The 22409-nt window shown below is 57.5% G+C and carries 27 protein-coding genes and 1 pseudogene; 2 read left to right on the forward strand and 26 right to left on the reverse strand.

Annotated features, from left to right (window positions below):
* Positions 1–501: 501 nt before the first annotated feature.
* The gene (locus QA642_RS41540) at positions 502–1245 is read left to right on the forward strand and encodes an OmpW family outer membrane protein (protein WP_283081981.1); all 744 of its coding nucleotides are present in this window, start codon (positions 502–504) and stop codon (positions 1243–1245) included.
* Between the two features lie 423 nt (positions 1246–1668).
* Here the strand turns inward: QA642_RS41540 and QA642_RS41545 are convergent, their stop codons facing one another.
* The 16 genes from QA642_RS41545 to QA642_RS41620 all read right to left on the reverse strand — a co-directional run bounded on the left by QA642_RS41545 (position 1669) and on the right by QA642_RS41620 (position 12226).
* Positions 1669–2016, reverse strand: a complete 348-nt coding sequence (locus tag QA642_RS41545) for a (2Fe-2S) ferredoxin domain-containing protein (protein ID WP_092218297.1) — start codon at positions 2014–2016, stop codon at positions 1669–1671.
* Between the two features lie 1361 nt (positions 2017–3377).
* A complete protein-coding gene (locus QA642_RS41550) occupies positions 3378–3827 on the reverse strand; it encodes a Rieske 2Fe-2S domain-containing protein (protein WP_283087088.1) in 450 nt (149 codons plus the stop codon).
* Between the two features lie 8 nt (positions 3828–3835).
* On the reverse strand, positions 3836–4069 hold the full coding sequence (locus QA642_RS41555) for a hypothetical protein (RefSeq protein WP_283081982.1): 234 nt from the start codon (positions 4067–4069) through the stop codon (positions 3836–3838).
* 353 nt (positions 4070–4422) lie between these two features.
* Positions 4423–5577 (reverse strand): DegT/DnrJ/EryC1/StrS family aminotransferase, encoded by a 1155-nt coding sequence (locus QA642_RS41560; RefSeq protein ID WP_283087089.1) that lies wholly within the window; start codon positions 5575–5577, stop codon positions 4423–4425.
* Between the two features lie 41 nt (positions 5578–5618).
* Positions 5619–5888 carry a hypothetical protein gene (locus QA642_RS41565; protein WP_283081983.1) on the reverse strand — a complete coding sequence of 90 codons (270 nt, stop codon included), beginning with the start codon at positions 5886–5888 and terminating at the stop codon, positions 5619–5621.
* A gap of 34 nt (positions 5889–5922) precedes the next feature.
* Positions 5923–6282 (reverse strand): DUF3024 domain-containing protein, encoded by a 360-nt coding sequence (locus tag QA642_RS41570; RefSeq protein WP_027563340.1) that lies wholly within the window; start codon positions 6280–6282, stop codon positions 5923–5925.
* Positions 6279–6536: a nitrogen fixation protein NifZ gene (locus QA642_RS41575; RefSeq protein ID WP_283081984.1), complete on the reverse strand. Its 258-nt coding sequence runs from the start codon at positions 6534–6536 to the stop codon at positions 6279–6281. Before QA642_RS41575 ends, QA642_RS41570 begins: the two co-directional genes overlap by 4 nt.
* On the reverse strand, positions 6533–6847 hold the full coding sequence (locus QA642_RS41580) for a nitrogen fixation protein NifZ (RefSeq protein WP_283081985.1): 315 nt from the start codon (positions 6845–6847) through the stop codon (positions 6533–6535). Before QA642_RS41580 ends, QA642_RS41575 begins: the two co-directional genes overlap by 4 nt.
* 356 nt (positions 6848–7203) lie before the next feature.
* The gene (locus QA642_RS41585; RefSeq protein WP_035730299.1) at positions 7204–7428 is read right to left on the reverse strand and encodes a 4Fe-4S binding protein; all 225 of its coding nucleotides are present in this window, start codon (positions 7426–7428) and stop codon (positions 7204–7206) included.
* Between the two features lie 10 nt (positions 7429–7438).
* Entirely contained in the window at positions 7439–8995 is a 1557-nt protein-coding gene (gene nifB, locus QA642_RS41590; protein ID WP_283081986.1) for a nitrogenase cofactor biosynthesis protein NifB, read from the reverse strand.
* Positions 8996–9592: 597 nt separating this feature from the next.
* Positions 9593–9775, reverse strand: coding sequence for a hypothetical protein (locus QA642_RS41595; protein ID WP_283081987.1), 183 nt, complete (start codon positions 9773–9775; stop codon positions 9593–9595).
* A 148-nt stretch (positions 9776–9923) separates the two neighbouring features.
* Positions 9924–10124, reverse strand: a complete 201-nt coding sequence (locus QA642_RS41600; protein ID WP_283081988.1) for a hypothetical protein — start codon at positions 10122–10124, stop codon at positions 9924–9926.
* 52 nt (positions 10125–10176) lie between these two features.
* Positions 10177–10401 carry a putative nitrogen fixation protein NifT gene (nifT, locus tag QA642_RS41605; RefSeq protein WP_283081989.1) on the reverse strand — a complete coding sequence of 75 codons (225 nt, stop codon included), beginning with the start codon at positions 10399–10401 and terminating at the stop codon, positions 10177–10179.
* A gap of 5 nt (positions 10402–10406) precedes the next feature.
* Positions 10407–11579 (reverse strand): cysteine desulfurase NifS, encoded by a 1173-nt coding sequence (nifS, locus tag QA642_RS41610; RefSeq protein WP_283081990.1) that lies wholly within the window; start codon positions 11577–11579, stop codon positions 10407–10409.
* The gene (locus tag QA642_RS41615; protein WP_283081991.1) at positions 11576–11866 is read right to left on the reverse strand and encodes a NifU family protein; all 291 of its coding nucleotides are present in this window, start codon (positions 11864–11866) and stop codon (positions 11576–11578) included. Before QA642_RS41615 ends, nifS begins: the two co-directional genes overlap by 4 nt.
* Before the next feature lie 39 nt (positions 11867–11905).
* Positions 11906–12226: an iron-sulfur cluster assembly accessory protein gene (locus QA642_RS41620; RefSeq protein ID WP_092218303.1), complete on the reverse strand. Its 321-nt coding sequence runs from the start codon at positions 12224–12226 to the stop codon at positions 11906–11908.
* A 272-nt stretch (positions 12227–12498) separates the two neighbouring features.
* Here QA642_RS41620 and QA642_RS41625 point away from each other — a divergent pair, with 272 nt between their 5' ends.
* On the forward strand, positions 12499–13089 hold the full coding sequence (locus QA642_RS41625; protein WP_283081992.1) for a hypothetical protein: 591 nt from the start codon (positions 12499–12501) through the stop codon (positions 13087–13089).
* Positions 13090–13098: 9 nt separating this feature from the next.
* Here the strand turns inward: QA642_RS41625 and QA642_RS41630 are convergent, their stop codons facing one another.
* From QA642_RS41630 to nifD, 10 genes and pseudogenes are all read right to left on the reverse strand, one after another.
* Positions 13099–13494 carry a Rieske 2Fe-2S domain-containing protein gene (locus QA642_RS41630; protein ID WP_092218305.1) on the reverse strand — a complete coding sequence of 132 codons (396 nt, stop codon included), beginning with the start codon at positions 13492–13494 and terminating at the stop codon, positions 13099–13101.
* 488 nt (positions 13495–13982) lie between these two features.
* Positions 13983–14366, reverse strand: a pseudogene (locus QA642_RS41635) (host specificity protein); the annotation flags it as partial.
* Between the two features lie 369 nt (positions 14367–14735).
* Positions 14736–15032: a ferredoxin III, nif-specific gene (fdxB, locus tag QA642_RS41640; RefSeq protein WP_092218306.1), complete on the reverse strand. Its 297-nt coding sequence runs from the start codon at positions 15030–15032 to the stop codon at positions 14736–14738.
* Between the two features lie 12 nt (positions 15033–15044).
* On the reverse strand, positions 15045–15245 hold the full coding sequence (locus QA642_RS41645; RefSeq protein ID WP_092218307.1) for a CCE_0567 family metalloprotein: 201 nt from the start codon (positions 15243–15245) through the stop codon (positions 15045–15047).
* On the reverse strand, positions 15242–15718 hold the full coding sequence (locus QA642_RS41650; protein ID WP_283081993.1) for a NifX-associated nitrogen fixation protein: 477 nt from the start codon (positions 15716–15718) through the stop codon (positions 15242–15244). Before QA642_RS41650 ends, QA642_RS41645 begins: the two co-directional genes overlap by 4 nt.
* A 6-nt stretch (positions 15719–15724) precedes the next feature.
* On the reverse strand, positions 15725–16120 hold the full coding sequence (gene nifX / locus QA642_RS41655) for a nitrogen fixation protein NifX (protein ID WP_283081994.1): 396 nt from the start codon (positions 16118–16120) through the stop codon (positions 15725–15727).
* Entirely contained in the window at positions 16117–17526 is a 1410-nt protein-coding gene (gene nifN, locus QA642_RS41660; RefSeq protein ID WP_283081995.1) for a nitrogenase iron-molybdenum cofactor biosynthesis protein NifN, read from the reverse strand. Before nifN ends, nifX begins: the two co-directional genes overlap by 4 nt.
* Positions 17527–17535: 9 nt before the next feature.
* A complete protein-coding gene (gene nifE / locus QA642_RS41665) occupies positions 17536–19182 on the reverse strand; it encodes a nitrogenase iron-molybdenum cofactor biosynthesis protein NifE (RefSeq protein WP_283081996.1) in 1647 nt (548 codons plus the stop codon).
* A gap of 94 nt (positions 19183–19276) precedes the next feature.
* Positions 19277–20833 carry a nitrogenase molybdenum-iron protein subunit beta gene (gene nifK / locus QA642_RS41670; RefSeq protein ID WP_283081997.1) on the reverse strand — a complete coding sequence of 519 codons (1557 nt, stop codon included), beginning with the start codon at positions 20831–20833 and terminating at the stop codon, positions 19277–19279.
* Between the two features lie 66 nt (positions 20834–20899).
* Positions 20900–22402 carry a nitrogenase molybdenum-iron protein alpha chain gene (gene nifD, locus QA642_RS41675; RefSeq protein WP_027563321.1) on the reverse strand — a complete coding sequence of 501 codons (1503 nt, stop codon included), beginning with the start codon at positions 22400–22402 and terminating at the stop codon, positions 20900–20902.
* Positions 22403–22409: the final 7 nt, after the last annotated feature.

Genomic DNA, 22409 nt, shown 5'->3' on the forward strand with positions numbered 1-22409 from the left:
TGAACCGAGCTGCGGCACGTATCAAGTCAGGCTAAGTCAATCCCGATACTATCGACGCGGCAAGCGCACTCGCATTGATGGTGGGCGATCCGCTCCTGATACGACGACCGCTGATCGACATAGGCGGGGCACGATTTGCCGGGCTCGATCATGAGTCCGCGCTGTCACTGCTTGGCCGCAAGACGCAAGAAGATCTCGCTTGCACGAAGCAAACCCCACGCGTTGTCCGCAGACCTGAGGAAACGAAGACGCCTCCCCCAGGGCGCCTAACAAGCCAAAGATGACGCTTCCCACTCTCGGCTTTCTGCGGCTTCTTGAAGAGACCGGCCTCTCTTGAATTGAATAACGATCAGGACAGATCTCGACGCTTCGCGACCGTGATCCTTATGCAACTTAGCGGCATAATTGCGCTCTGCTCGCTCCATTTTGATCGGCATCAAATCTCCGCCATTAGCCTTGTGTGACAGAGATCTCGCGCGGCTCTTCGCGCGATGTTTTGGAATGGAGAATTCGATGAGAACAAGGAGAGTTCTGACGAGGGCATCACTCCTCGCGCTAGCAACCTCGTTGGCCAGCACCCCGGTACAGGCTGCAGATCTGGCCCGGGCGCCGATCTACTATAAAGCGCCCCCGATCGAACCCTTCAATCCATGGATGATACGCCTGCGCGTGCTTGGCGTTTTGCCGGATACCTCAGGCAGCTCAGTCAGCGTCGCCGGGGCGCCCTCGCTGTCCTCACCAAGTTCTGGGCTTTCGATCAGCGATCAAGCCATACCCGAGCTCGACATCACCTACTTCTTCACGCGAAACGTTGCCGCCGAACTCATTCTTGGCGTGACCAGCCATCACATCAGCGGCAATGGCGCGCTCACTGGCCTCGATATCGGCAAAGCCTGGCTGTTGCCGCCAACATTGACCCTGCAATATCACTTCACCGATCTCGGCGCGCTCAAGCCCTATATCGGCGCGGGCATCAACTACACCGCATTCTTCAACCAATCGGCAGCCAATACGTCGCTCGGCGGTCTTGCCGTTACGGATTTGCGCATCAGCAACCAATTCGGCGCGGCGGTCCAATTCGGCTTCGATTACATGCTTAACCGTAACTGGGGCCTCAACTTTGACGTGAAGAAGCTATGGCTGCGGCCGGAGTACTCCGCGACCGTAAACCATTCGATTCCCGTCGCCGGGCGAGCCAACATCGATCCATGGCTCGTCAGCGGCGGCGTCACTTACAAGTTCTGACGCTAGAACAGGACCAGAAAGAGAAATCCGCTTGATCAACCCGGACGCGGCGAGCTCATCCAGCGCGTCCTCTAATCTCACCGCAGTGCAAGCAGAGCGAAATGACGCGTCAAGGGCGCGTCATTTCGCGAAACGCCGGAGCCATTTGCAGCAAAGATCTTGCTGTGAGCTACGAATCGCGCGGCATGGAGTGACCGTACACAAACAGATTGACCTAGAATGCGCGCGTTGCAAAGGCGCCATTTGCCGATAGGGCCGGAGAAGAAGGGCGGCACGCGCGGAAACGTCAATGACTTGCTGTTCTCATCCGGGACGTGATAGCTACGCTCAATCTCAGACGATCTGACCTCCGAGCGGCCAGCTCATCGCCGGACAAGCCGTCGATGCGTGCTAGCCCAGGCAAGTGGCCGCTAATCGAGGCGTCTAGCTTCGCTTTAACACCATCACAAGGCGGTCGACACGTTTTCCCTGCTTGAGGTGGGAGTTTACAATTTCGTCAATATCCTCAGGCGTGATCGCGCGATACCACACTCCATCGGGATAGACGACCATCAAGGGACCAGAGTTACAAAAGCCAAGGCAGCCTGCCATCGTGAAGCCAATATCGTTGAGGCCTTCCGCTTCGATCGCCTTGGCCATTCGATCCCACAGGGCTTGCGCGCCGGAGGCGCCACAGCTGCCGTGCGGATGAGTTGGCGGACGCTGCGTGTTGCAGGCAAATACATGATGCCTATAAAGTTGAGGAAGCTCGAATTCGGTTTCTGTGTTCATGCGCCGATCCTGTGATCAATGTGCTTCATCTGAGAAGAGACAAGATGCGAGCACATCGCAACCCACAATCTCTTACGATTGAACGCCGCATCAACCGAGTGATGCTTATGATTCCCACTCGCGCTTGCCAAGGCAGGCAAAATGAACGAGCGCCATAGTGATTGTCGTCGCTGAAGATCAGCGATAGATATCTTCGCGTCCAGAGCAGCCTCCTCGATCAACTTCAACCTCTTCTGCTCTCATCACGATCTTTCTGCTCCCGCATCACTTGCTCACCATCCAACTTCTGTAAGCAAGTTGCGCACCAGAAGCGTAACGTTCGTTTCTGCAACGAACCTTGCTTTGCGACTCATAATGATTGCGAAAGTTGCGACAAGGTCGTTCGCTACTGTCTCGGACACGACAAACCTCGCACTGCGTTTGACCTCCCGCTTCACCCTTCTGCAATTTGTACGCAGAATAACCGAGAAGCTCGGTTAATTTTTCCAGCTCTGCGCTATCAAATCTTGGAATGAGCAGCGATCTTCATGACCGTCAAGCCGCCTAGCGGGGAGCTCGAAAATCGTGCGGAGAATCGAGCGCCGTGTTCTGCCATGGGTGATCGGCTCGCCGCATTGACTGGCGCGAGCCCACAGCATCTTTTTCGCCCTGAAGCTGGACGCTGCGTCGCGCCGCTGCCCATCTATAGAGCCTGCCGCGAGAGCCCAACGAGGCAGGGATGATCACCGAGTCACCTTTGAGGCTGCAGACCAGGCCGGTCGCAATTCCGAGCGGCAGCACCGCTAAACCGCAACACATTGGGATCACGCTTAATACGGCCGGTCAAGATGCGCTTGCAGTGGAGAATGCGGAACAACATGCACGTGCACATGAATGCATTTGCTCCTAGCCGGTCCTAACCGACGATGGTGTCGCCAATCGCTAAGAGCGTCGCACGAACCGAGGTTTGGCATGGCAGTTGCAGCGCAGGCAACAACGCCAGCTGCACCGGCCGGCCTTCTGACACAGGATCGTCGTTCCTCATCCCCCAAACGATCCTGTCAGTCTGGGTCCCGCCATTCTCCAAGCCCAGACGATGCCCTCGGCGAACTTCCAGCCGCCGAGGGCATTTCCCCTCAAACATATCGACAGCGATAGGAAGCGGGTCCCGCCTGCCGGCCTCGATTTGACGAGCCAGCACAAGAGCAGCTTGTTGGTGCTGCGGAAGTCGCGGAGTGCAAGTTCGCAATCCGACGAGGTGGCCGTTTTGTCTCACCCAATCGAAAGCTGTGACTCGCGTCTACCAACGCTCACGAGTACAATGGCCTCATTCGAGGGCAAAGCGCCTCAGGCAGCTTGAGCACAACAAAGCGATAGGCCCGTTAGTCCGGATGGATCGTAATATCCATGGTCTCGTCGCTGTCCCCGAAGGGGTCGGCAAACCGATCGTCCTCCAGCAGATTGACGCCGCACAGGCAGACGTCACCTTCGATCACGGCGAGCGCTACCAGCTCAAGCGATTGTCCGTCACAGGGGCCGTCGATGCACATCCCAGTGTCGATCTCGAATCTCGCTCCGTGCCGGCCGCATCTAAGAAAGGAGCGGTCCGTCGAGAAAAACGTACCGGAGCCGATGTTCAGCCAGACGCTCTCATGCGGACAACGATTCACGTAACCAAAATAGTCATTGCCGAAGGTGCGCACCACAATAATCTGAAGCGGCCGGCTCTCGCCCCTATCGTCAATCCGCGACAGGCTAAAGCTCATGGCCCCACTCCGCTCGATGGCATCGGCCGGACAGACGACAAAAACCTCGATCTGACCGCTCACCAGGTTGTCGATTATAGGTTCGCTGATCCCGGCCTCGCAGTTTCCTGCTTGAAGGCTTCGATCGCAGTTCGGCTCAGTTGAAAAATCCCACGACCACGAGCGAGCGCTCGATAGGCGGAGCTGGCACGGGTGTTGAGGACGTCAAACCACTGGTTCGGCGTGAGCTTCGCCGGACGCTCGCTGATTTGGATCACCCTTCCGTTCGGAGCGAAGCGGACGTGGATGATGACTTGTTGCGAGTTCATACCGATCCCCCGTTTTGGTAACTCTAAAGATCCTGAGCGGAGACTCTCGACTTTGATGTGCTTGGCTTTGGGCACCTTGACGCGTAGGCTCTCAAGCCGCGCCTTGGACGCGCCGCCTTCTCTGCTATCGAGCAGGTCTTCTTCGCGCTCGCTAGGAGCATTTCTCTTGCGGTCTTAAGTCGAGTGCATACCTCCAGCGGCATGCGGCACGCTTCCGGCATGTGGGGCACGATGTATCCGACAACGCTGCCACAAAAACGATCCTCGGTCCGTTGCTCATCTCTTGCGATGAGACCTACCACGCTCATCGCAACTTCAACCCTCGTTCTTCCGTGTCGTGGATGACAATCATCTTAGTAAATCGCGGCACCCGCTCCCACGTTTATCGACGCATCTTTCATGGTCTCGACGATAAACTCGATCTGCTTGTTCGTGAGATGGGTGTGAAACGGAAGCGCAAGAGCGCGATCTGCTATTTTTTCCGCAACCAGGAAATCGCAACGCCGATAGCCAAAGTCAAAGTAGTGGCGTTGCAAGTGCAGCGGTTGGCAATAGGCGGCGGATTCAATCTGCGCGCCGCGCAGATCTTCGATAATGGCGTCGCGCCCCAATCGCGTGAAGCGCGTCCCCAGATGAACGAGATAAAGCAACCAGTTCACCTCGGTTACATCAGGGCCAACATAAGGCGGCTTGATGCCCTCAAATGATTGCATATGCGCGTTATAGAGCTGCTCGACGAACCGACGGCGCTCCAGGATTTCATCGAGACGTTTGAGCTGCGCTAGGCCCAAGGCAGCCGTGAGATCGCTCATGCCAGCCTGATAAGGTGCCGTGCTACCGACGACAACGGAAGAGCGCTCGTCCACGCGATGGGCGCGATGGCGACGCAAGCCGAGCGCGATGTCGATATCGTCGGTCACCACCATTGCGCCTTCGCCACAGGTCAGGGCCACCGGCTGAGCAAAGTCGAACACCGCGGTGTCGCCAAAGCGGCCGACGAGCTCACCCTTGTAGCTCGATCCGATCGCCTCGGTGGAATCCTCCAAAAGCAGCAGCTGATGGCGCTGCGCGACCGCGCGCAGCTCCGACCACGGCGCTGGATGACCGTTGGGATTGCCGGCGACAATCGCCCGCGTGTTGGCCGTGATGCGCTCTTCGGCCTTCGCTGGGACTAATGCTCCCGACCAATAGTCGATATCTGCAAATACCGCTCGTGCGCCTGCGAGACTGATGGCATGCGCGGTCTCACGAAAGGAGTAGGGAGAGGCGATAACCTCGTGCCCGGGGCCAATGCCGAGCGCCCTCAGCGTAAGGAGGAGCCCTATGGTACCACTCGAGACCGCAACAGCATATTTGCGACCAAGATAGGCGGCGAAAGCGTGCTCAAACGCCTCAGTAGTCCGCCCGTTGGAGATTTGCGGCGAACACAGCAGCGTTTCAACGGCAGAGAGCTCGGCGAAGGTGATATCAGGATCGGACAGTGGAATGAATGATGTATTCTCCTCCACAGTGAGCGCGCCATCAAGCCGATACTCTGCTAGTGCAGTGCTCACCGCTCAACATTCCTTTTGGCCAGTACGATGCCGGTGGCCCGCGTCGGATCGGCCGTAATCTGCACGCGGTGGTCCGATCCATCGATCAGATGAAGGTCGAAACGCGGAAACTGCCGAAACGGCTGATCCGCCACATCCGACGCATCACAGCGCACCCAAGCAAGTTGCGGAAAGCGGCGGCGCAGCTCGACAAACGGACCCTTCTCGGCGCCCTCGGCTGCAAGCAGCCGCTCAATTTCGATCACTTCCTCCGCGGTGAGCGCCATCGTGGCTCCTCTTTGACTCCTAAAAGGCCGGTCTTCATTGCCAAAACAGACGCTCCGGATCCGCGTTCAATTCGTCGATTGCAGAAGTCAACCGATGGCAAAGGCTGTAAAATTCCCAGATTCCTCGCGCGTGGTTCTTGCGAAACAGCTTCCAGACCCCGCACACGGTATCATAAAGAATCAGCGCGACATCGATGAGAGCGCCATCCTTGTTGACGTTGCGCGAGCAACATGGGCTCTCGACGAGGTAGCCGCCCCTCACCGGCGTCACGTTCGGCGAGACGTAGAGATAGCGCCTGCGTGAGCTCAAGCCGCGCTCGATCCGTTTTCGATCGAGCTCGTTGGGGTGGGGCACCAGCCCGGCTTTTATCTTTCTCATCAGCGCAGCATTCATGGCGAACGCCTCCATTCAAAGCACTGTGATTTCTTCCTTAGACAGCCGATGAGCAGCTGCTTACCAAACTCGACAACGTAGATCGGCACGTTCGCTTCGGTATTGATCGCGACGTTGATGATCTCTCCGCTCACTCCGGCGGCGAGCAAGACTCCCTCGGGTTCTGTATCGGGAAATGAGTGGTCGTTAACGAGGTCGACTGCGGTCTTGGCCCGCTCGCCACGCCAATATTTTGGAAAGCCGCGCTGCGTCATGACTCCTCCGGCAACGGCAGATCATCGACCTCCGCGCAGGTGTCCACCGGCTCCAGTTCCCTGCGCTTCATGCCAACCCGGTAGCCGCTTTCCAGATATTCGACGCCGTAGATGTAGAATTGCTGTAGAAACGTGCCGATCGATACGACGTAACCCACCTCTCCCTTCTTGACGAGAACGTCGCCAATCTCCTTGCCGCGATAGGTGCCATCATTGCGGATGGTGCGATTGGTTCGCACCTTTTCGCCAAAGCTGAAGGCAGGCGGCTCGGTGAGCTCGACGACGTCGCTGTCCCGAACGATGCTGTTCATGTATCGCTCCTCATGCTTCGCTCCTTTGGAGATGCGGGGAGCCGCCGCGCCTACCGCAGGCAAGATCCTGCATCACTTCATGATCGCGCAGCATCGTTAGTTACATCGACGATGGCAGCCCTGGCGGGAACGCCGCTCTCGGCGGCGCGAACCGCCTTTGCACCACCGCGCGGAATGAAATGCCCGCCAAGGCCGTGCTGCCGACCAGCTACAGCACGAACGCACGGCAATCCAGCGCAGTCCTCGTCCGTGATGGAGGACCGAACGTCGGCGCCTGCGCCGCCGCCAACGCGCAGCACGTAGCTAATGACGCTTTCTGAACCAGCTATTGGCATGCCACTCATGGGCCTCACGCTTTAAGCTGGCGCCTGGTAGCGAGGCAAGGATGTGTCAACCACGCAGGTGTTGTCGACCGGACAGGCGGCGACACATTGCGGCTCGTCGAAATGGCCAACACATTCAGTGCATTTCGCTGCTTCGATGACGAAGCTCCCCCCCTTCTCCGAGATAGCATCGTTCGGGCATAAGGGTTCACAGGCTGAGCAGCTCGTACACTGCGAGGCGACAATCTTGAACGGCACATATTCCCCTTTACGCTGCAGAGATCCCAGATCCTTGCCGGATCGCGGCGCCGCCGCGCTGCACGTGCTGGATCTCCCCGCGTTTCACCTTGTCCAGATAGGATTTGAACCAGGCGATCGCCGACTTCTCAATGAACTCATGGGCGTATTGATCGACGGGCTCGATCCCCGCCTCGATCAGTTTGCTTTTCGGGCAGCCGCCGATCTTGGACACGAAGACCGCATGGCAGTCATGGATGCCCCCCATGATGGCGGAAAGCCTGTTCTCCTCGCCATAACCACCCTGGCAGTAAACGTCCACGCGGCGGTAGCCGACGAATTTGGCGCCGGATGTAGAAAGTTCGTAAACCTGGAATTCCTTTGCATGCCCAAAGTGCTCGTTGATCAACCCCGAGCCCTTGGTTGCGACGGCCACTAGAAGAGTGATCGCGCTCATCTCTCCGGCACATTCGGCAAGCTCCTTTTGGCCGGCCGCGACTTTGGCGGCACGCTCACGGTCTACCCTGCTCTGATATTCCTTGCGCATGTCTAAGTCATATTGGACGTCCATTTTCATGACCTGATCGGTGGTGAACTCTGCGCTGCGATCCTCCCCGAGTAGACCGACCGCATCGGCGCGGCACTGGCGGCAGTGCCGCATCATTTTTATCTCCCCTTCACAAGCATCTTGCAGCGCCTTCAATTCCCACGCAGTCGGTCCGCGCTGACCGTTGAGGCCAAATACGGTGCCGTGCTCGGGCGCGGAGATCAGTGGCATGATATTGTGAAGGAAGGCACCGCGCGACTTCACCGCCTTGTTGACCTCGACCAAGTGGCGGTCGTTGATGTTCGGGATCATCACCGAGTTGACCTTGCACAGGATACCTCGTTCGCTAAGCATCTCGAGGCCTTGCAGCTGGCGATCGGTAAGTATTCTTGTCGCGTCGATGCCGGTGTAGCGCTTGTGGTTGAAGAAGATCCACGGATAGATCTTGGCGCCGATTTCGGGATCGATCGTGTTGATAGTGATGGTGACGTGGTCAACTTTGGACCTGGCGACGGTATCAATATGGTCCGGGAGAGCCAGTCCGTTGGTTGACAAACAAAGTTTGATGTCTGGAGCCGCCTTGGCGACCAGCTCGAAGGTCTTGAACGTCTTTGCCGGATTGGCCAGGGGGTCGCCGGGACCAGCGATGCCAAGGACCGTCATCTGCGGAATGGCGGTCGCGACCGCGAGCACTTTTCTTACCGCCTGCTCGGGCGTGAGCTTCTCGCTTACCACACCCGGACGCGATTCATTGGTGCAGTTGTATTTTCGGTTGCAGTAATTGCACTGGATGTTGCAGGCAGGCGCGACCGCGACATGCATGCGAGCGTAATGATGATGCGCTTCTTCGCTGTAGCAGGGATGGTTCTTGACCTTTTCCCAGATTTCGATCGGCAGATCGCCTTGCCCTGCCTGCGAGCCGCAGCTCGCCTGCCCGGTGTTGGCGGAAGCGCGGCAGCCCTTATGCTCGGCGGCGGACTTCATCTTGCCGCCATCCACTGCAGCTTCGACATATTTTCCGCGTCCCACGACCGCGTTCATTTTCATTTTTCCCTTCAGGCATCATCGGCCCCCAAGACCATCCGTGAGCCAGCCTCAAGAAGCTGGGTAGCAACTTGCATGCCATGGCGGAGACGATGAAATTGCAGCCATACGCCCACGAATTGGCGGAAACGATGGGCGCTGACTTATGTAAGAACATGCAATTGTTGTCAGTGCGACAGATACGTCGTCATTCTCACGCAGCGCTTCATGGCTTGCGCATTCATTCTCGCGCTGAGCTCACCGGAACCCGGCTCCATCTGAACGGATCTTCTCGCGTTGCGGCTCTCGCAAATAACTCGACACGAGCTGGGGGATTCGGGCTTCACAAGGGCGCTAATGCGTGATCAGTATCTCAACCGCGCAAGGGAGCCCGGTCGCAAGCGGTGTAAGGCCTTGCTCGAGAAGCTCGTTGCGAGAGAGCGCGTCCGGGATCCGCGATCGCATAGTGGGTGTCGGCCGAGCGCTTGATGATCTGCCGGGCATAGCTACGCAAAGGGCTGATCGTTGAAGCGACAGCCGATGAAGAGAAAGGTCTGTCCGGTGTTCGCCTTTCCTTGATGATGTCCGGAATTGGTGTCTGAATGTCGATTTCGGTCAACGCCTCGACATGTGTGCGTCGGAAATAAGGAAGTTGTTGGCCGGCTGCAGGCTGTCATGCGGCTTGTACAACACCGTCGCCGAGCTGCCGGCCACAGCACTGACGACCTCTTGGCCAAGTGAATCGTAAAAGCGATACCAGCAATCCTCGTCAATGGCGATGCGGGTGATACCCTGCACTTCGCCCTATCCATCGCGCTCACCCAGCACGTCCGCATAGCGGCATCATACCACGGGTCGACTATGACGGGCAGGGACAGGGACGCAAGATGATGGCGCAAACGCGTCGGCTCGACTGGCCGAGCGAAGGCCTGCGTCATCAATGCCGTCATGGCGGACGGTGTTTGCTGATCTCGATATGCTGCGCCAACGCATTGTCGCTAGCCCGCCGCGGCGGCGTAACCTTGCTCGCGAAGAAGCTGGCCAACGCCTCTGGCGTGGTCGGCATATCGGATCTGCACGATTCGGCGAGGCCAGGACCGAGATAGGGAATGGCGCGCGCGGCCCTCAACCCGGCAGCGATGTCCACGAGCTCGCCTTTGCATCGGCACCATCGACAAAGTCGATCTGTGGGGGCGCCTTCACGGATCGTCCCCCTTCCCGGCCCGTTTTTTAGCGTTAATTGTGATCGGTAACGGTGTGCCGCTCGGCATCTCAGGCAAATCAAGCACCCAGCCATTAGCTACTTTGATCCAGCCGCCCCATAGCGTCTCGTACTCCGATTCAACGATTGGCTCTTCGAGATCCTTTTTTGGCACGTAGATCGACAGGCCCGCGTCCGGAGACCGGCGGATCATGATTTTCACAAGGTCTACTCCCTGACTGCGACGGGGGAGGTGGCGCGCAGGCGAGCCACGATGTCGGACACTGCGCACACGACCTCATCGACCTCCGCGACAGAGGTTTCACGCGACAGGGAAAAGCGCACGACGCCGTGCATCCGCCACTGCGGCACCTGCATGGCACGCAGAACATGCGATGGCTGAATGGAGCCGGAGTTACAGGCGGATCCGAGCGACACAGCGATGCCTGCCCGATCGAGATGGTGGGCGATGGCTTCGCCTTCGAGATTGTCGAAGGCAATATTGGTCGTGTTCGCCAACCGATTGCCGGTGTCGCCGAGCACAACGCACTCGCCACTCTTCAAGATTCCCTGTTCAAGACGGTCGCGCAAAGCGCCAATGCGAACGCGTTCGGGTTCAAGCCGCTCCGCCGCAAGCTCGGCGGCTTTTCCCAGGCCGACAATGCCGGGAATATTCTCAGTCCCGCCTCGGCGCCCTCGTTCCTGTGATCCGCCGCAGATCAGCGGCCGGAATTTTGTTCCTCTGCGCAGATATAGCGCGCCGGTCCCCTTGGGGCCGTGCAATTTGTGCCCGGATAGCGACAGCATGTCGATCGCACTGTCCCTCAGGTTCACGCACACCTTACCGATGGCCTGGACCGCATCAGTGTGAAACAGCGCGCCGGCCTCCCGGGCCAACCCGGCCAGAAACTCCACGGGAAACATCGTTCCGGTCTCGTTGTTGGCCCACATAACAGAGGCAATCGCTGTGCGTGGCCCGAGTGCGCCGCGAAACGCCTCGATGTCGAGCCGGCCGCGGGAATCTACGGGCACGATGTGCGTCTTGACTCCTCTTGTCTCCAATTGCTCGGTTAGCGCAAGAATGGCGGAGTGCTCAACTGACGTGGTGACAATCTCGTCGCGGTCTTCGTGTGTCGCAAGCGCAGAGAGGATCGCGGCATTATTAGCCTCGGTCCCTCCCGAGGTAAAAACGATCTCTTGATCGCATGCGTTCCCTAGCATGATACGCAAGCTACGCCGGGCCCGCCTCACAGCGACTGCGACCTCGCTGCCAAACGCATGCGTGGACGATGCATTTCCGAACTTCTCGGTGAAAAACGGCAACATGGCTTGCACGACGGATGGATCGGTCCGAGTCGTTGCATTGTTATCGAGGTAAATCAGCATTGGATTTTCGCTCAATCCGCCACCTCGCCTGCAGCCACGACGGGGATCAGGCGACCCAATTCGTCGCGTTTATCGACAAGCCGCGCCTGAATACCTTTCAGCGTCACGCTCGAAAGCTTACACAACGTGCGGGCAGCGGACAGCCTGACCATGACCCTACTGCGATTGATCCAGATCAGGTGACAGTCGCGACCATCGCGTCCCAGATTGGGTCGGATCTCTTCGATAGCGCCGCGAATGCGGCGCTCTCGGCCTGTCGCAATGGGCGACGATTGCCTCAGTTGTTCCGGTTGGGCCGGCATGCTTCGATGTCCTCCTCATCAGCTGAACGATCTGTTTCATCAGCCAAACGATTTTCCGCACGAGCAGTTCGCGGTGGCGTTCGGGTTGTGAAACGTAAAGCCAGAACCCTCCAGTGCCATTACGAAATCGATGGTCGTCCCGATCAGATGCTCACGGCTCTTGTTATCGACGAACACCTTCAGCCCATCGCATTCGATCACGGCGTCGTCAGGATTCGGTTCTTCGACCAGACCCATCTTGTATTTGAATCCATTGCAGCCGCCCGGTTCGATCATGACGCGCAGACCGCCGGTCGGGTGCGTCGACGATGAAATCGCGCTCTTGATTGCGTTCACTGCGCTGTGCGTCAGGTTGATCACGGCTTTCCCTCATCATCTTGGATCTAGCTGCTAGGGGCAAGTCACGTGCCAGCGCGCAGACGCTTGATGATGCTCACTTCTTTGAATCGCGACTGTTGGTGTTGGAAACCGGTGTCGGGTTTCCGACAAGGCTCCGTGAGCCGATAGCAGGCACTGACGCGTTTTCTTTTAAGTTACGGCGAAGGCCGCTACGCATGGAACGGCAAGCAATTTGCATCGCATCTAGCACCGGCCAAGGCGTCGGTGAAGAGTTTAGATCGAGGACGAATTTAATGACTGCAATCGAGAACACCGCACTCGGCAGACTTGAGAAGGAGGGCCGCCTGCTCAATGCTGTACTCAAAGGCGGGACTACGAAGGCCGGCCGGTTCGGCTTCCGCGGCGACGTGGCACTACAATTCCAGAATCAGGTCGCGGACGAGAAACGACCGCCAGACTATTCGATTGAGCAGGTGTTGACGATCGGGCAGGACGGCGAACGCACTATTCCGGTGCTGGCCGGCTACCTGCATTCCTTCGCCTATCTTGCTGACGTCGCAACCGTCCTTGACGGCGCCTTAAGCCCAACCGGCCGCTACTTCATGTTCTGCAACAACATTGATTTACTGGCGAAGTACCGAGTGAAGATCGGTGATATTAGCTTTCACGTCCTACCGTGCGATGAATCCACGGTCTGGAAGGAGATGATGGACCTGGTTGGGCTCAACAAGGACGACATCAAGAAGCTCGATCCGGGCGGAAAGCTTGATTACCTTCTCGATGCCGCAAGGGATCTCGACCTGTCCTGTGAGGAGATCTCGTACGACGACGGGCTAAAGAGGATGGAGCCTGTGAAAAACCGCAACGAGAACCGTCCGGTCTGAGCGTGGTCTTCAGTTGTTGGCCGATGCATCCTCTTCGACAAGATGAACACCAGCGACGCAGATATCACCATCCAGAACTGCCAAGGCGATCGGGGTGAGCGCCCTACCTTGACATGGACCTTCGACGCACCGGCCGGTGCCAAGTTCGAAGGTCGAACCATGCTTGCCACACATCAGCCTGATACCGTATGGATCGAGGAATTCGTTTCGCACCCAGTCCAAATTGACGCCGTTGTGCGGGCATTTATTGGTGTAGCCAAGCACCTTTTTGCCCCAGCGCACCACAACGATGGACCACGGCCGGTGATTGCCGCGATCATCCACGGCCATAAGATGGAATCCCATAGCTTGGCGGCTCGGAATGTCGTTAAAGCTGCAGATCGCGTAGACGGGATTTGGCTTCATTTATCGCCCATTCATTGCAAGACGCTTTTCATTGTCGCTGTGCAAGCAACCTGCAAGAACCGTACAAGTGCCGGGCTGATAGTGTCTGTGGTAATCCAATGCGCAAGCCAGCCATTGATGGCTACCCAATTACCCGCATATTCCGGACCAATGAGTTCGACAATTTTGGACTTGCTGCCGTGTCCATGGCGGCCGCGCAGCTGCAGCTTTCGGGTCCAGGCCCTCTGCACCATTTGCCGGATAGCTAGCTGCGGTGGCTGATCGTTGCTGCTCGTTGATGGTCACTCTGTAGGGAGCCCCCCGTTACGCCCCTCGGATCGCATCCCACCGCAGTTTCGTAAGCGCCTTCGGAGAAAGGTTGAACGACCGTTTCAGCCGGCGGGGACGACGCAGCGAGCGTACGCCCCCTTTGAAGCAAGACCGTTGAGCCCGGGACAGAACGGTTAAATGTCCGTCATTTCAGGCCCGCTGCTGCTATTGCAGCGGATTTACTCCATGTGCACCTCCCTAAGAGCGCGCTCCAAGTAAAATGAAGGGTCATCGTCCGATGAGTCTGTTTCGTAGCTTCTCTGAGGACCGACATCACTGCCCCCATCTTTGGAAAGATACTTCGTAGGCTTGCCTACCCGCTGCCACTCATGGTTCTCGTTCTTCGCCCACACATCGGGGCGCTGGTGAGGATCAAGCACCCAGTGGTTACGACCTACGGGAACAAAACCCATATCCGCTAGACGAGGTTCCATGCCTGTTAGGGCCGGCCGCGACAAGATCAGTGGCTGGTCCCCGTCCTCTCGCAGTTGATGTTCTAGCAAGATATCGCCAGCGTTCTCGACAAGCGGATGAGTCACCCTAAGATCTACGACGGACGTGATCGGCGTGACTACCTCTGCGCGTGAGTTACAAATGTCGCTGCGACAAGCCGCGATCTGTGGGTAGAATCGCACGTAAGATCGCCGGCTGCCGATCCGTCACAGAGACCGACGTCTAATGATGATGACTCGCAGATTCCCTATCAGCAGATGGGTACCAGGCTAGCGCTGCGGGAGGCGCGACTCGCCTTCCACGAATAGGCAGACCTTGAAGAGGAGTGGTTTGTGAGCAGCGGCTTGTTGTATCGGCATAACATAGCTGGCCCCAACCAATCGAGATCCTTGCGCGGTTCTCACCATGAGTTCACCTGATCAAAATTGCACCTTTCCTCACCTATATCTCGCCTGCCGCGACAGGACGAGTGTGTTCACTCACGCCGCTTCAGGTATAGCTGATGTGTGAGTCTGGCAGTTGGCCGGGCAAACCCTGGCGCATGCACCGCAGCCAATGCAGGCGCCTTGATCATTCAGAACCATGACCTTCTTTTCGATCTCATCGTCGTTGTCATCGAGGTTGACAAATTCGCCATCCTCGCTGATTCCTTTCAACGTCATGACATCACGGCCGCAAACCTTGAAACAGCGACCACAGCCGATGCACTTCTTGGCATCGATCGAGATCAGGTATTGTGGCGTCCAGTCGCGTCCGTCTCGTGTTTGAAACGACATGCGTTGCCCCTTTTAAGTTTTTTCAAGCGCCTTCAAGTCGAGGCCCTTCCGCTCAAGTTCGGCATAGGCATCGTACGCCTTCTGCGCCACCAGCATGATCGAGGTCCAGTTGATGGGTAATTCTTCGGAAAGGTCGTGCAGATCCATCTTCGCCTGTATCGCCTTCGCCGACACCTTCCTTAGTTCCGCCTTCAATGTTTCACGATCGCTCATGAGTATCCCCAATGGTTTGCCACGTCCGGAAATTTCCGAATCAAGTCGATTCCGTCGCTGACGTACTTGTCGCCCTCCTGCGCGAGCTTTACGAAATTATCAAATCCGAAGCGATGGACGTCGCGCAGCTGCTTGTTCACGGCGATCAGCCGACCTGAGATGAGCACCATGCGGCCGAAGCCTTCATGATGCAGATCCAGAATCGGCTGGATTATCCCGCCGGTCTCCTTCTCGATCGAGAGCGCGACCGCATCGAAGAACAGCTTAAGCCGCCACAGTGTATCGGAATCGGGATCACCGATAATCGGCAATGCGCGCCTTTTCTGCTTGTCCAGGATATAGGGTTCGAGCAGGTCAAGATCACTCTTCGCCTCCCAGGCTCCGTTGGTATCCTGAGCACGCCAAATCTTGATCAACTCCTTGAGAAACGGCGCGTCGACGGCGCTGCCCTGTTGCTCTATTTTTGCGGTCATATCACCTCATTCGTCGAACTCGAACGTACGCCCTCGGTCCTTTGCCATGACCTTGCGTAGCCAGGGAGGTGGCGTGCCCTTCAGTACGCGCTCGAGTTTTTCGAGCAACACCAGAATGCTTTCTGGCTTGTTCACCTTGATAGGATGGATCTTGTTGGCCACCACTCGCGCAGCCCCGGCACCACCAATGGCGGCGACGTAAAGGATTGCGCAATCCTTGATCGCCTCGATCTTCGGCGCCAACTTGTCGTCGTTGCCGTCTTCCTTTAGATCGCCCTCAAACTCAATCGCTTTGAGAAGCACGTGCCCTCCAGGCGTGACATCGTAGATTGCGATATTCTTTGCCCAACCAAAATGGGCGTCGACTCGTTTCAGGTCCTGAGTGGCAAACGCGACTTTCATCCAATCGACCCCGCAGCCGCGCCGGTGGAGCTGCGATAGCCCGAGCAAAGTGGCAGCCGGGACGCAGTCCGCCACTTATCGGGCGTAGGCCGATCGTTTTCCTCGCGGTGCGCGATCACGAGGTTGGCGATTTCAAAGATCAGATTGCGGGTACCACGATAGCCCACGGATAGTTGGTGTCCCGCACCAAGTCGATCGAACATCGGAAAACCCGTGCGATAGAACGGCAATTTCAGCCGAGCCGCCGCTTGCCTGCCATGCGAATGCGTGATCAAGAGGTCGCAATGGTGTGTTTTGGCAAGCCCTTCCAGATCCTCGAGATCGCCAATGAGTACCTCCTTGGTCTTGATCCGCTCGATCACCTCCGACTGAGTGGTCGTCACGACCGCTGTCACCTGCGCGCCCATGTCGTGCAGCATGCCGGACAGATCGAACAGAAGATCTGGCTCAGCGCCGATAGCAACTTTGCGACCGCCAATATGGAAATGTGCGTCCAGCATTGCATCGGCGAGCTGACCGCGCTGGCGCCGATATTTCAAGGGTATGGGGCGGCCGCTGATCTCGCTCAGGAAGGTCATGAATTCGTCGCTCGGACAGAGACCACACAGCCGCTCGAAGACACGAAAAGGCACGCCGGTTTTGACCTGCATGACCTCTGCCGCACGCTGCATCTGCGCCCCGATTGCAATCGTCCATCCGGCGCGCCCCATGCTCGCAATTTCGTCGACGCCGATGCCGCCGATGGTCGTTGGCGTATACTCATCGGGGATATGCCCATCGAGCGATCCCGCCAGGTCAGGGAGGAAGGACGGGCACAAGCCGAAATCCTCCACTATGGCGCGGAGTTCATCAATGTCGCCGGGCGTCAGGTGACATCCTGGCAGAACATTCACTTTCAATGGGTCCCTCAGGCCATTGGCGCTGGGCCCTTCCACCAGCACCTCCACAATGCGTGCCACAGCCTTCTCCCACCCGTCCTGGAACGCGCCCTTGAAATCAGGCGTCGAGACATACACCATTGGCAACTTTGCGAGTGGCGGATGCTTGTTGCGGATTAGCTTGAGGTAGGCATCCACATCGTCGCCATTGGTCTCGGTGACACCGGTCGAGCAGATACCGATGATCTTTGGCTTGGTACGGTTGTAGATGTTCAGTATCGCCTGCTCGAGATTCTCATAACCGCCGAGCACGGTCGCGACCTCGCTCATCGCCGTGGTCTGCAGCGGTACTGCCTCTTTGAAATGCCGGACGAAGAGCGTGAGCCCGAAGGATGTGCATCCCTGGGAGCCGTGCAGAAGCGGCATCGCCCCGCGCAGCCCCATGAAGGCGAATGCGCCGCCGATCGGCTGACTCATCTTCAGCGGGTTGACAGCGCAGGCTTTCGTCGGCGCCGTGACGATGGCCATGACGCCTCCCTATTCTGCGGCCTGTCGCATGGCAGATGGCTCGGACACCAAGATACCTTCGATGCGTCTCTGGCAGCAGCCACCGGCCGCATTGGTATGCTCTCTCACCGCGGCGACGCTTCTCAGGCCGTGCGCGTAGATTGCATCCTCAATCGTGCCCAAATCGACCGCGTTACACACGCAGATCTTCCTCGCGCGGCGCGCGGTTTCGGCGAGCGCCGGATCGCAGGCGATCGCGGCCACGGGCGATTGCATCTGCTCCATCGCCTTGGCCAATACCTCCCATGGAGCCGGTCGACGTAGCTGCTCCCACATCGGACTCGAGAGTGACTTATCGATCTCCTCCACCAGCTTGACCATTCCGACATAGCCCATATAGGCGTGGCAACGCTCCTGATTGATATCGAGCCATGGCATCGCCGCTTTCAGCGCGACGAACTGCGACTTGCCGCCCGATAGCATGATGTCCGCTTTTGCGTCCTTTAACATCTTAAACATCTCGCGCGGCGTCATGTCCTCAATCATGTGGGCATCCTGCCCCATGAGCTCCTTGATGCGCTCCTTGTCTTTCCTGGTTGATTTCTTGACGCTGGTTCCGACTAACTCAAGCCCAGATTCCTGGAGTGCCGCAACGATCGACCATGACTTGACGCCTCCGGTGATCAATAAAGCCTTCTTGCCTTCGAATCGTGGCTTGTACGGCCCTATCGCAGCCCGGGCCCACGCTTCCTCGCGCGCGATCACCGATTCAGTGCGCCCGAGCAGATCTGCAGGCGCGCCGCGCTCAACCAATAATCGGGCAAGCTGACGCAGCGATTCGCTCGAATCTTGAATACCGTAGAACGCCCCCTCGAAGAACGGAATCCCGTAGCGTTGCTCCATCTTGCGTGCGACGTTGATCATGGACTTTGAGCACACCAACATCGCCGCCCGCGCGCGATGGGCTGAAGCGACTTCGCGATACTTGCCATCGCCGGAGATGCACGAGAGAATCCGTATTCCAAGTTCGTCTAGCAGTGGCTTCACTTGCCAGAGCTCTCCCGAGAGGTTGTATTCTCCGATCAGGTTGATATCGTACGGGGTGGTGTAGTCTGGCTCTTGCGTCCCGATCACATAGTCGAGCAACGCCTCGCCGGCGAGCTTGTTACCGAGGTTCTTCGAGCCGACGAAGCCCGGGGAATTGATCGGGATCACCGGCTTTGCGAACCTTTGAGATGCGGCCTTACAGACTGCGTTGATATCGTCGCCAATCATCGCTGGAATGCAGGTTTGATAAACGAAGATCGCGGGCGGGTCGCACTTGTCGATGATCTCCTTGATCGCTTTGCAGAGCCGCTTCTCGCCTCCGAATACAATATCGGTTTCGCTCAAATCGGTTGTGAACGAGGTGCGCCACAGATTCGAGCCTGACGACGCCGCGCCGCGATTGTCCCAGGAATTCCCTTCGCACGCGATCGGACCATGCACCAAGTGAGCGACATCGGTGAACGGCTGTAGCGCAACCTTGGCGCCATCGAAAGCACAGCCGCCCGCAGCGCTACCCGGCTGCAGTTGTTTGGTGCAGCCGTTCTTGCGTTCAGCCTCCGACTTACTGCCGTTCTTGGCGCAGCCCGGCTCGTCAAAAATATTCTGGACCGTGGCCGCTAGTGATCTCATCCCTTTTTCCTCTCAGCGCAAACTAATCGCATGGTCAACGGTCATGTGCTTGTGCCATCGCAGTTATTGCGATGGCACGCGACACGGTCGCTCATCAACGAACGATGTCGAAGCTGTAGTCAGTTTTGCCAAGAACGTTCGTCTTCTTGTCCATCTCATCGAAGACCTTGTCCAGGATCTTCACGAGCACATTCAGGCCGCCCTGATAGCCCCATAGGGGGGACCGGTGATGGTGATGCCGATCAAAAACCGGAAAGCCGATGCGGATCAGTGGCGTTCCAGTATCCCGCTCCAGATACTTGCCATAGGTGTTGCCAATCAGAAAATCGACTGGCTCGGTGAACAGGAGTGAGCGCATGTGCCAGAGGTCCCGGCCCGGATAGGCTTGGCAGCCCTGCCCGAATGGCGAGCTTGCAAGCAGCATCTGCATTTTTTCGTGCCATGCCCTGCTGCCGTTCGTGGACAGCACATGGGTCGGTTCGGCGCCGAGTTCGAGCAGAAACGCAGCCAGCCCATAGCAAAGATCCGGATCGCCATAGATCGCGAACTTCTTGCCATGGATATGCGCGCTGGAGTCAGCGATGGCGTCGACCAAGCGGCCACGTTCTCGCGCGAGCTGCTCGGGAATCTCCTTGCCGCTGATGCGTGACAGCGCCAAGATAAAGTCATCCGTTGCGGATAAGCCCACCGGGTAGTTGAAGGATACGATGTCCTGCCCATGGTCAGCAACGAATGGCAGCGTTTTTTCGGTGCACCACTGCTGCATGGAGATTGTCGCCTTGGCGTGAACCGCGTTGGCCGCATCTTCCAGCGTCGTGCCTCCGTCATACATCCGGAATTCGCCGTCTGTCGGAGTATCGAAGACTTCAGCATTATCAGCGAGAATCGTGTGCTGGATGCCCATCAACGCCAAGATGCGCTTGATTTCGCGAAGGTTCCCGACGGTATAGCCATCGAACCCACCAATGATGTTGATCGCCCCGTTCTGCTTGCGCTCCAGCTTCGGCGCTGTTCCGGCCTTACCGTCCCAAAAATGCTCCAGAATGCCCTTGAGCGCATTGTCATAACCGGTGACGTGGCTCCCGACGAACGCCGGCGTATGGGCGAATGGCACGTCGAAGTCCGCCGGGACCGAGCCTTTTTCTTTCGACGTTTTGATGAAGGCATTGAGGTCATCGCCGATCACCTCGGCCATGCAGGTGGTCGAGACCGCAATCATCTTGGGTTTGTACATGTTGTAGCTGTTCGCGAGCCCGTCGATCATGTTGTTCAGACCGCCGAATACGGCAGCGTCTTCCGTCATCGACGAGGAGACGCAGGAAGAAGGCTCCTTAAAGTGCCGCGACAGATGGCTGCGGTAGTAGGCAACGCAGCCTTGCGAGCCGTGGACGAAGGGCAGCGTGCCCTCAAAGCCAACAGAGGCGAATACGGCGCCAAGCGGCTGGCATGCCTTGGCCGGATTTACCGCTAGCGCCTCCCGCGCAAAGTTCTTTTCGCGATATTCGGCCGTCTTCGTCCATTCCTTGATGCGTTCGATCTCGGCGGGATCGCGCGGATTCTCGAATATCTTCTTCTTGGCCAGCATCTCCTGGTATTCTGGACCTCGGAACAGTTCGAGATGATCGAGCACGTGTTCGGCACTCTGCGCCATCGTTGAAATCCTTCACAATCGAGATTGGTGTCGCCCCGGCCTTCGCGCAGACCGAGATGAGTTGGTTTATTCTGCAGCCAGGAGCTTGGCCCTCGAAGCTTCCTTCCAGGGGGCCTTCGTTTTCTTCCAGACGGGCGAGTTGATGGCCATGTCCATGTCGCGGGCAAAGATGGCAAAGCCGTCATAGCCGTGATATGGGCCCGAATAGTCCCAGGAGTGCATCTGCCGGAACGGCACACCCATCTTTTGAAAAACGTATTTTTCCTTGATGCCCGAGCCGACGAGGTCAGGCTGGAGCTTTTCTACGAAGCGCTCGAACTCATAGCCATTAACGTCATCGTAGATGAGCGTGCTGTCCTTTACGTAGTGCTGAGCTGTGCGCTGATAGTCGTCGTTGTGACCGAACTCGTATCCGGTACCAATGACTTCCATCCCGAGGTCCTCGTATGCGCCGATCACATGACGCGGACGGAGCCCTCCGACGTACAGCATCACCGTCTTGCTCTCCAGGCGCGGGCGATATTTTGCGATCACAGCGTTCACCAGCGGTTGGTACTTTTCAATCACCCGCTCGGCGCCTTCCTTGATCTTGTCGTCGAAATAGCCAGCAATCTTGCGCAGCGACTCTGCGATCTTTGAAGGTCCGAAGAAGTTGTACTCGCACCAGGGGATACCGAACTTCTCTTCCATGTGGCGCGAGATGTAGTTCATAGAACGGTAGCAATGCAGAATGTTGAGCTTTGCCTTCGGCGTTGCCTCGAGCTCAGCTAGTGAACCGTCGCCGGACCACTGCGCTATCACCCGCAGGCCCATCTCCTCTAGCAGAATTCGCGATGACCAGGCGTCCCCGCCGATATTGTAGTCTCCGATGATCGCAACATCGTACGGCGTCGGCTCAAACTTTGGTTTGCCATCGGACTCAAGCTGGTCGAAAATCCAATCGCGCACCGCATCGTTGGCGATGTGATGGCCTAGTGATTGCGACACACCCCGAAAGCCCTCACAACGGACCGGCACGATGGTCTTGCCGCCGTATTCCTTTGACTTCGCTCTCGACACGGCCTCGATGTCGTCACCGATCAATCCGATTGGGCATTCCGATTGGATCGTGATGCCGTTGTTGAGCGGAAACAGCTCCTGGATTTCGTCAAGAATTTTGACCAGCTTTTTGTCGCCACCGAATACGATATCCTTTTCCTGGAAGTCGGAGGTGAACTGCAGGGTCACGAAGCTATCGATCCCCGTCGTGCCAACGTAATAATTTCGTCGGGAGCCCCACGAATATTGACCGCAGCCTACCGGGCCATGGCTGATATGGACCATGTCCTTGATCGGTCCCCAGACCACTCCCTTTGACCCTGCATAGGCGCAGCCTCTGATTGTCATCACACCAGGTATGGATTTGATGTTGGACTTCACCCCGCAATCTGACTTGCCGGCTTGGTGAACGTTGAGGTGCTTGGCACGCCGTTTCGCGGTTTTCTCCGGATAGACCTTCAGCACCTCCTCGATGAGCTCTTTATTGCGAGCCCTGATTTCTGCGATGCTCTGGGTCGTGGCGAGACTCATCTGATGT

The sequence above is a fragment of the Bradyrhizobium sp. CB2312 genome (assembly GCF_029714425.1).
GTDB lineage: Bacteria > Pseudomonadota > Alphaproteobacteria > Rhizobiales > Xanthobacteraceae > Bradyrhizobium.

Bases quoted from the DNA above. Each gene is read 5' to 3' on its own strand.
- QA642_RS41580 (WP_283081985.1), bottom strand. From the start codon at position 6,847: ATGAACAGCATCGTTCGGGACAGCGACGTCGTCGAGCTCACCGAGCCG.
- nifN (WP_283081995.1), bottom strand. From the start codon at position 17,526: ATGGCCATCGTCACGGCGCCGACGAAAGCCTGCGCTGTCAACCCGCTG.
- nifB (WP_283081986.1), bottom strand. From the start codon at position 8,995: ATGAACGCGGTCGTGGGACGCGGAAAATATGTCGAAGCTGCAGTGGAT.
- nifE (WP_283081996.1), bottom strand. From the start codon at position 19,182: ATGAGATCACTAGCGGCCACGGTCCAGAATATTTTTGACGAGCCGGGC.
- nifD (WP_027563321.1), bottom strand. From the start codon at position 22,402: ATGAGTCTCGCCACGACCCAGAGCATCGCAGAAATCAGGGCTCGCAAT.
- QA642_RS41540 (WP_283081981.1), top strand. From the start codon at position 502: ATGGAGAATTCGATGAGAACAAGGAGAGTTCTGACGAGGGCATCACTC.
- QA642_RS41565 (WP_283081983.1), bottom strand. From the start codon at position 5,888: ATGGCGCTCACCGCGGAGGAAGTGATCGAAATTGAGCGGCTGCTTGCA.
- QA642_RS41555 (WP_283081982.1), bottom strand. From the start codon at position 4,069: ATGAACTCGCAACAAGTCATCATCCACGTCCGCTTCGCTCCGAACGGA.
- QA642_RS41645 (WP_092218307.1), bottom strand. From the start codon at position 15,245: ATGAGCGATCGTGAAACATTGAAGGCGGAACTAAGGAAGGTGTCGGCG.
- QA642_RS41545 (WP_092218297.1), bottom strand. From the start codon at position 2,016: ATGAACACAGAAACCGAATTCGAGCTTCCTCAACTTTATAGGCATCAT.
- nifX (WP_283081994.1), bottom strand. From the start codon at position 16,120: ATGAAAGTCGCGTTTGCCACTCAGGACCTGAAACGAGTCGACGCCCAT.
- QA642_RS41625 (WP_283081992.1), top strand. From the start codon at position 12,499: ATGACTGCAATCGAGAACACCGCACTCGGCAGACTTGAGAAGGAGGGC.
- fdxB (WP_092218306.1), bottom strand. From the start codon at position 15,032: ATGTCGTTTCAAACACGAGACGGACGCGACTGGACGCCACAATACCTG.
- QA642_RS41650 (WP_283081993.1), bottom strand. From the start codon at position 15,718: ATGACCGCAAAAATAGAGCAACAGGGCAGCGCCGTCGACGCGCCGTTT.
- nifK (WP_283081997.1), bottom strand. From the start codon at position 20,833: ATGGCGCAGAGTGCCGAACACGTGCTCGATCATCTCGAACTGTTCCGA.
- QA642_RS41615 (WP_283081991.1), bottom strand. From the start codon at position 11,866: ATGCCGGCCCAACCGGAACAACTGAGGCAATCGTCGCCCATTGCGACA.
- QA642_RS41575 (WP_283081984.1), bottom strand. From the start codon at position 6,536: ATGACGCAGCGCGGCTTTCCAAAATATTGGCGTGGCGAGCGGGCCAAG.
- QA642_RS41630 (WP_092218305.1), bottom strand. From the start codon at position 13,494: ATGAAGCCAAATCCCGTCTACGCGATCTGCAGCTTTAACGACATTCCG.
- QA642_RS41570 (WP_027563340.1), bottom strand. From the start codon at position 6,282: ATGAATGCTGCGCTGATGAGAAAGATAAAAGCCGGGCTGGTGCCCCAC.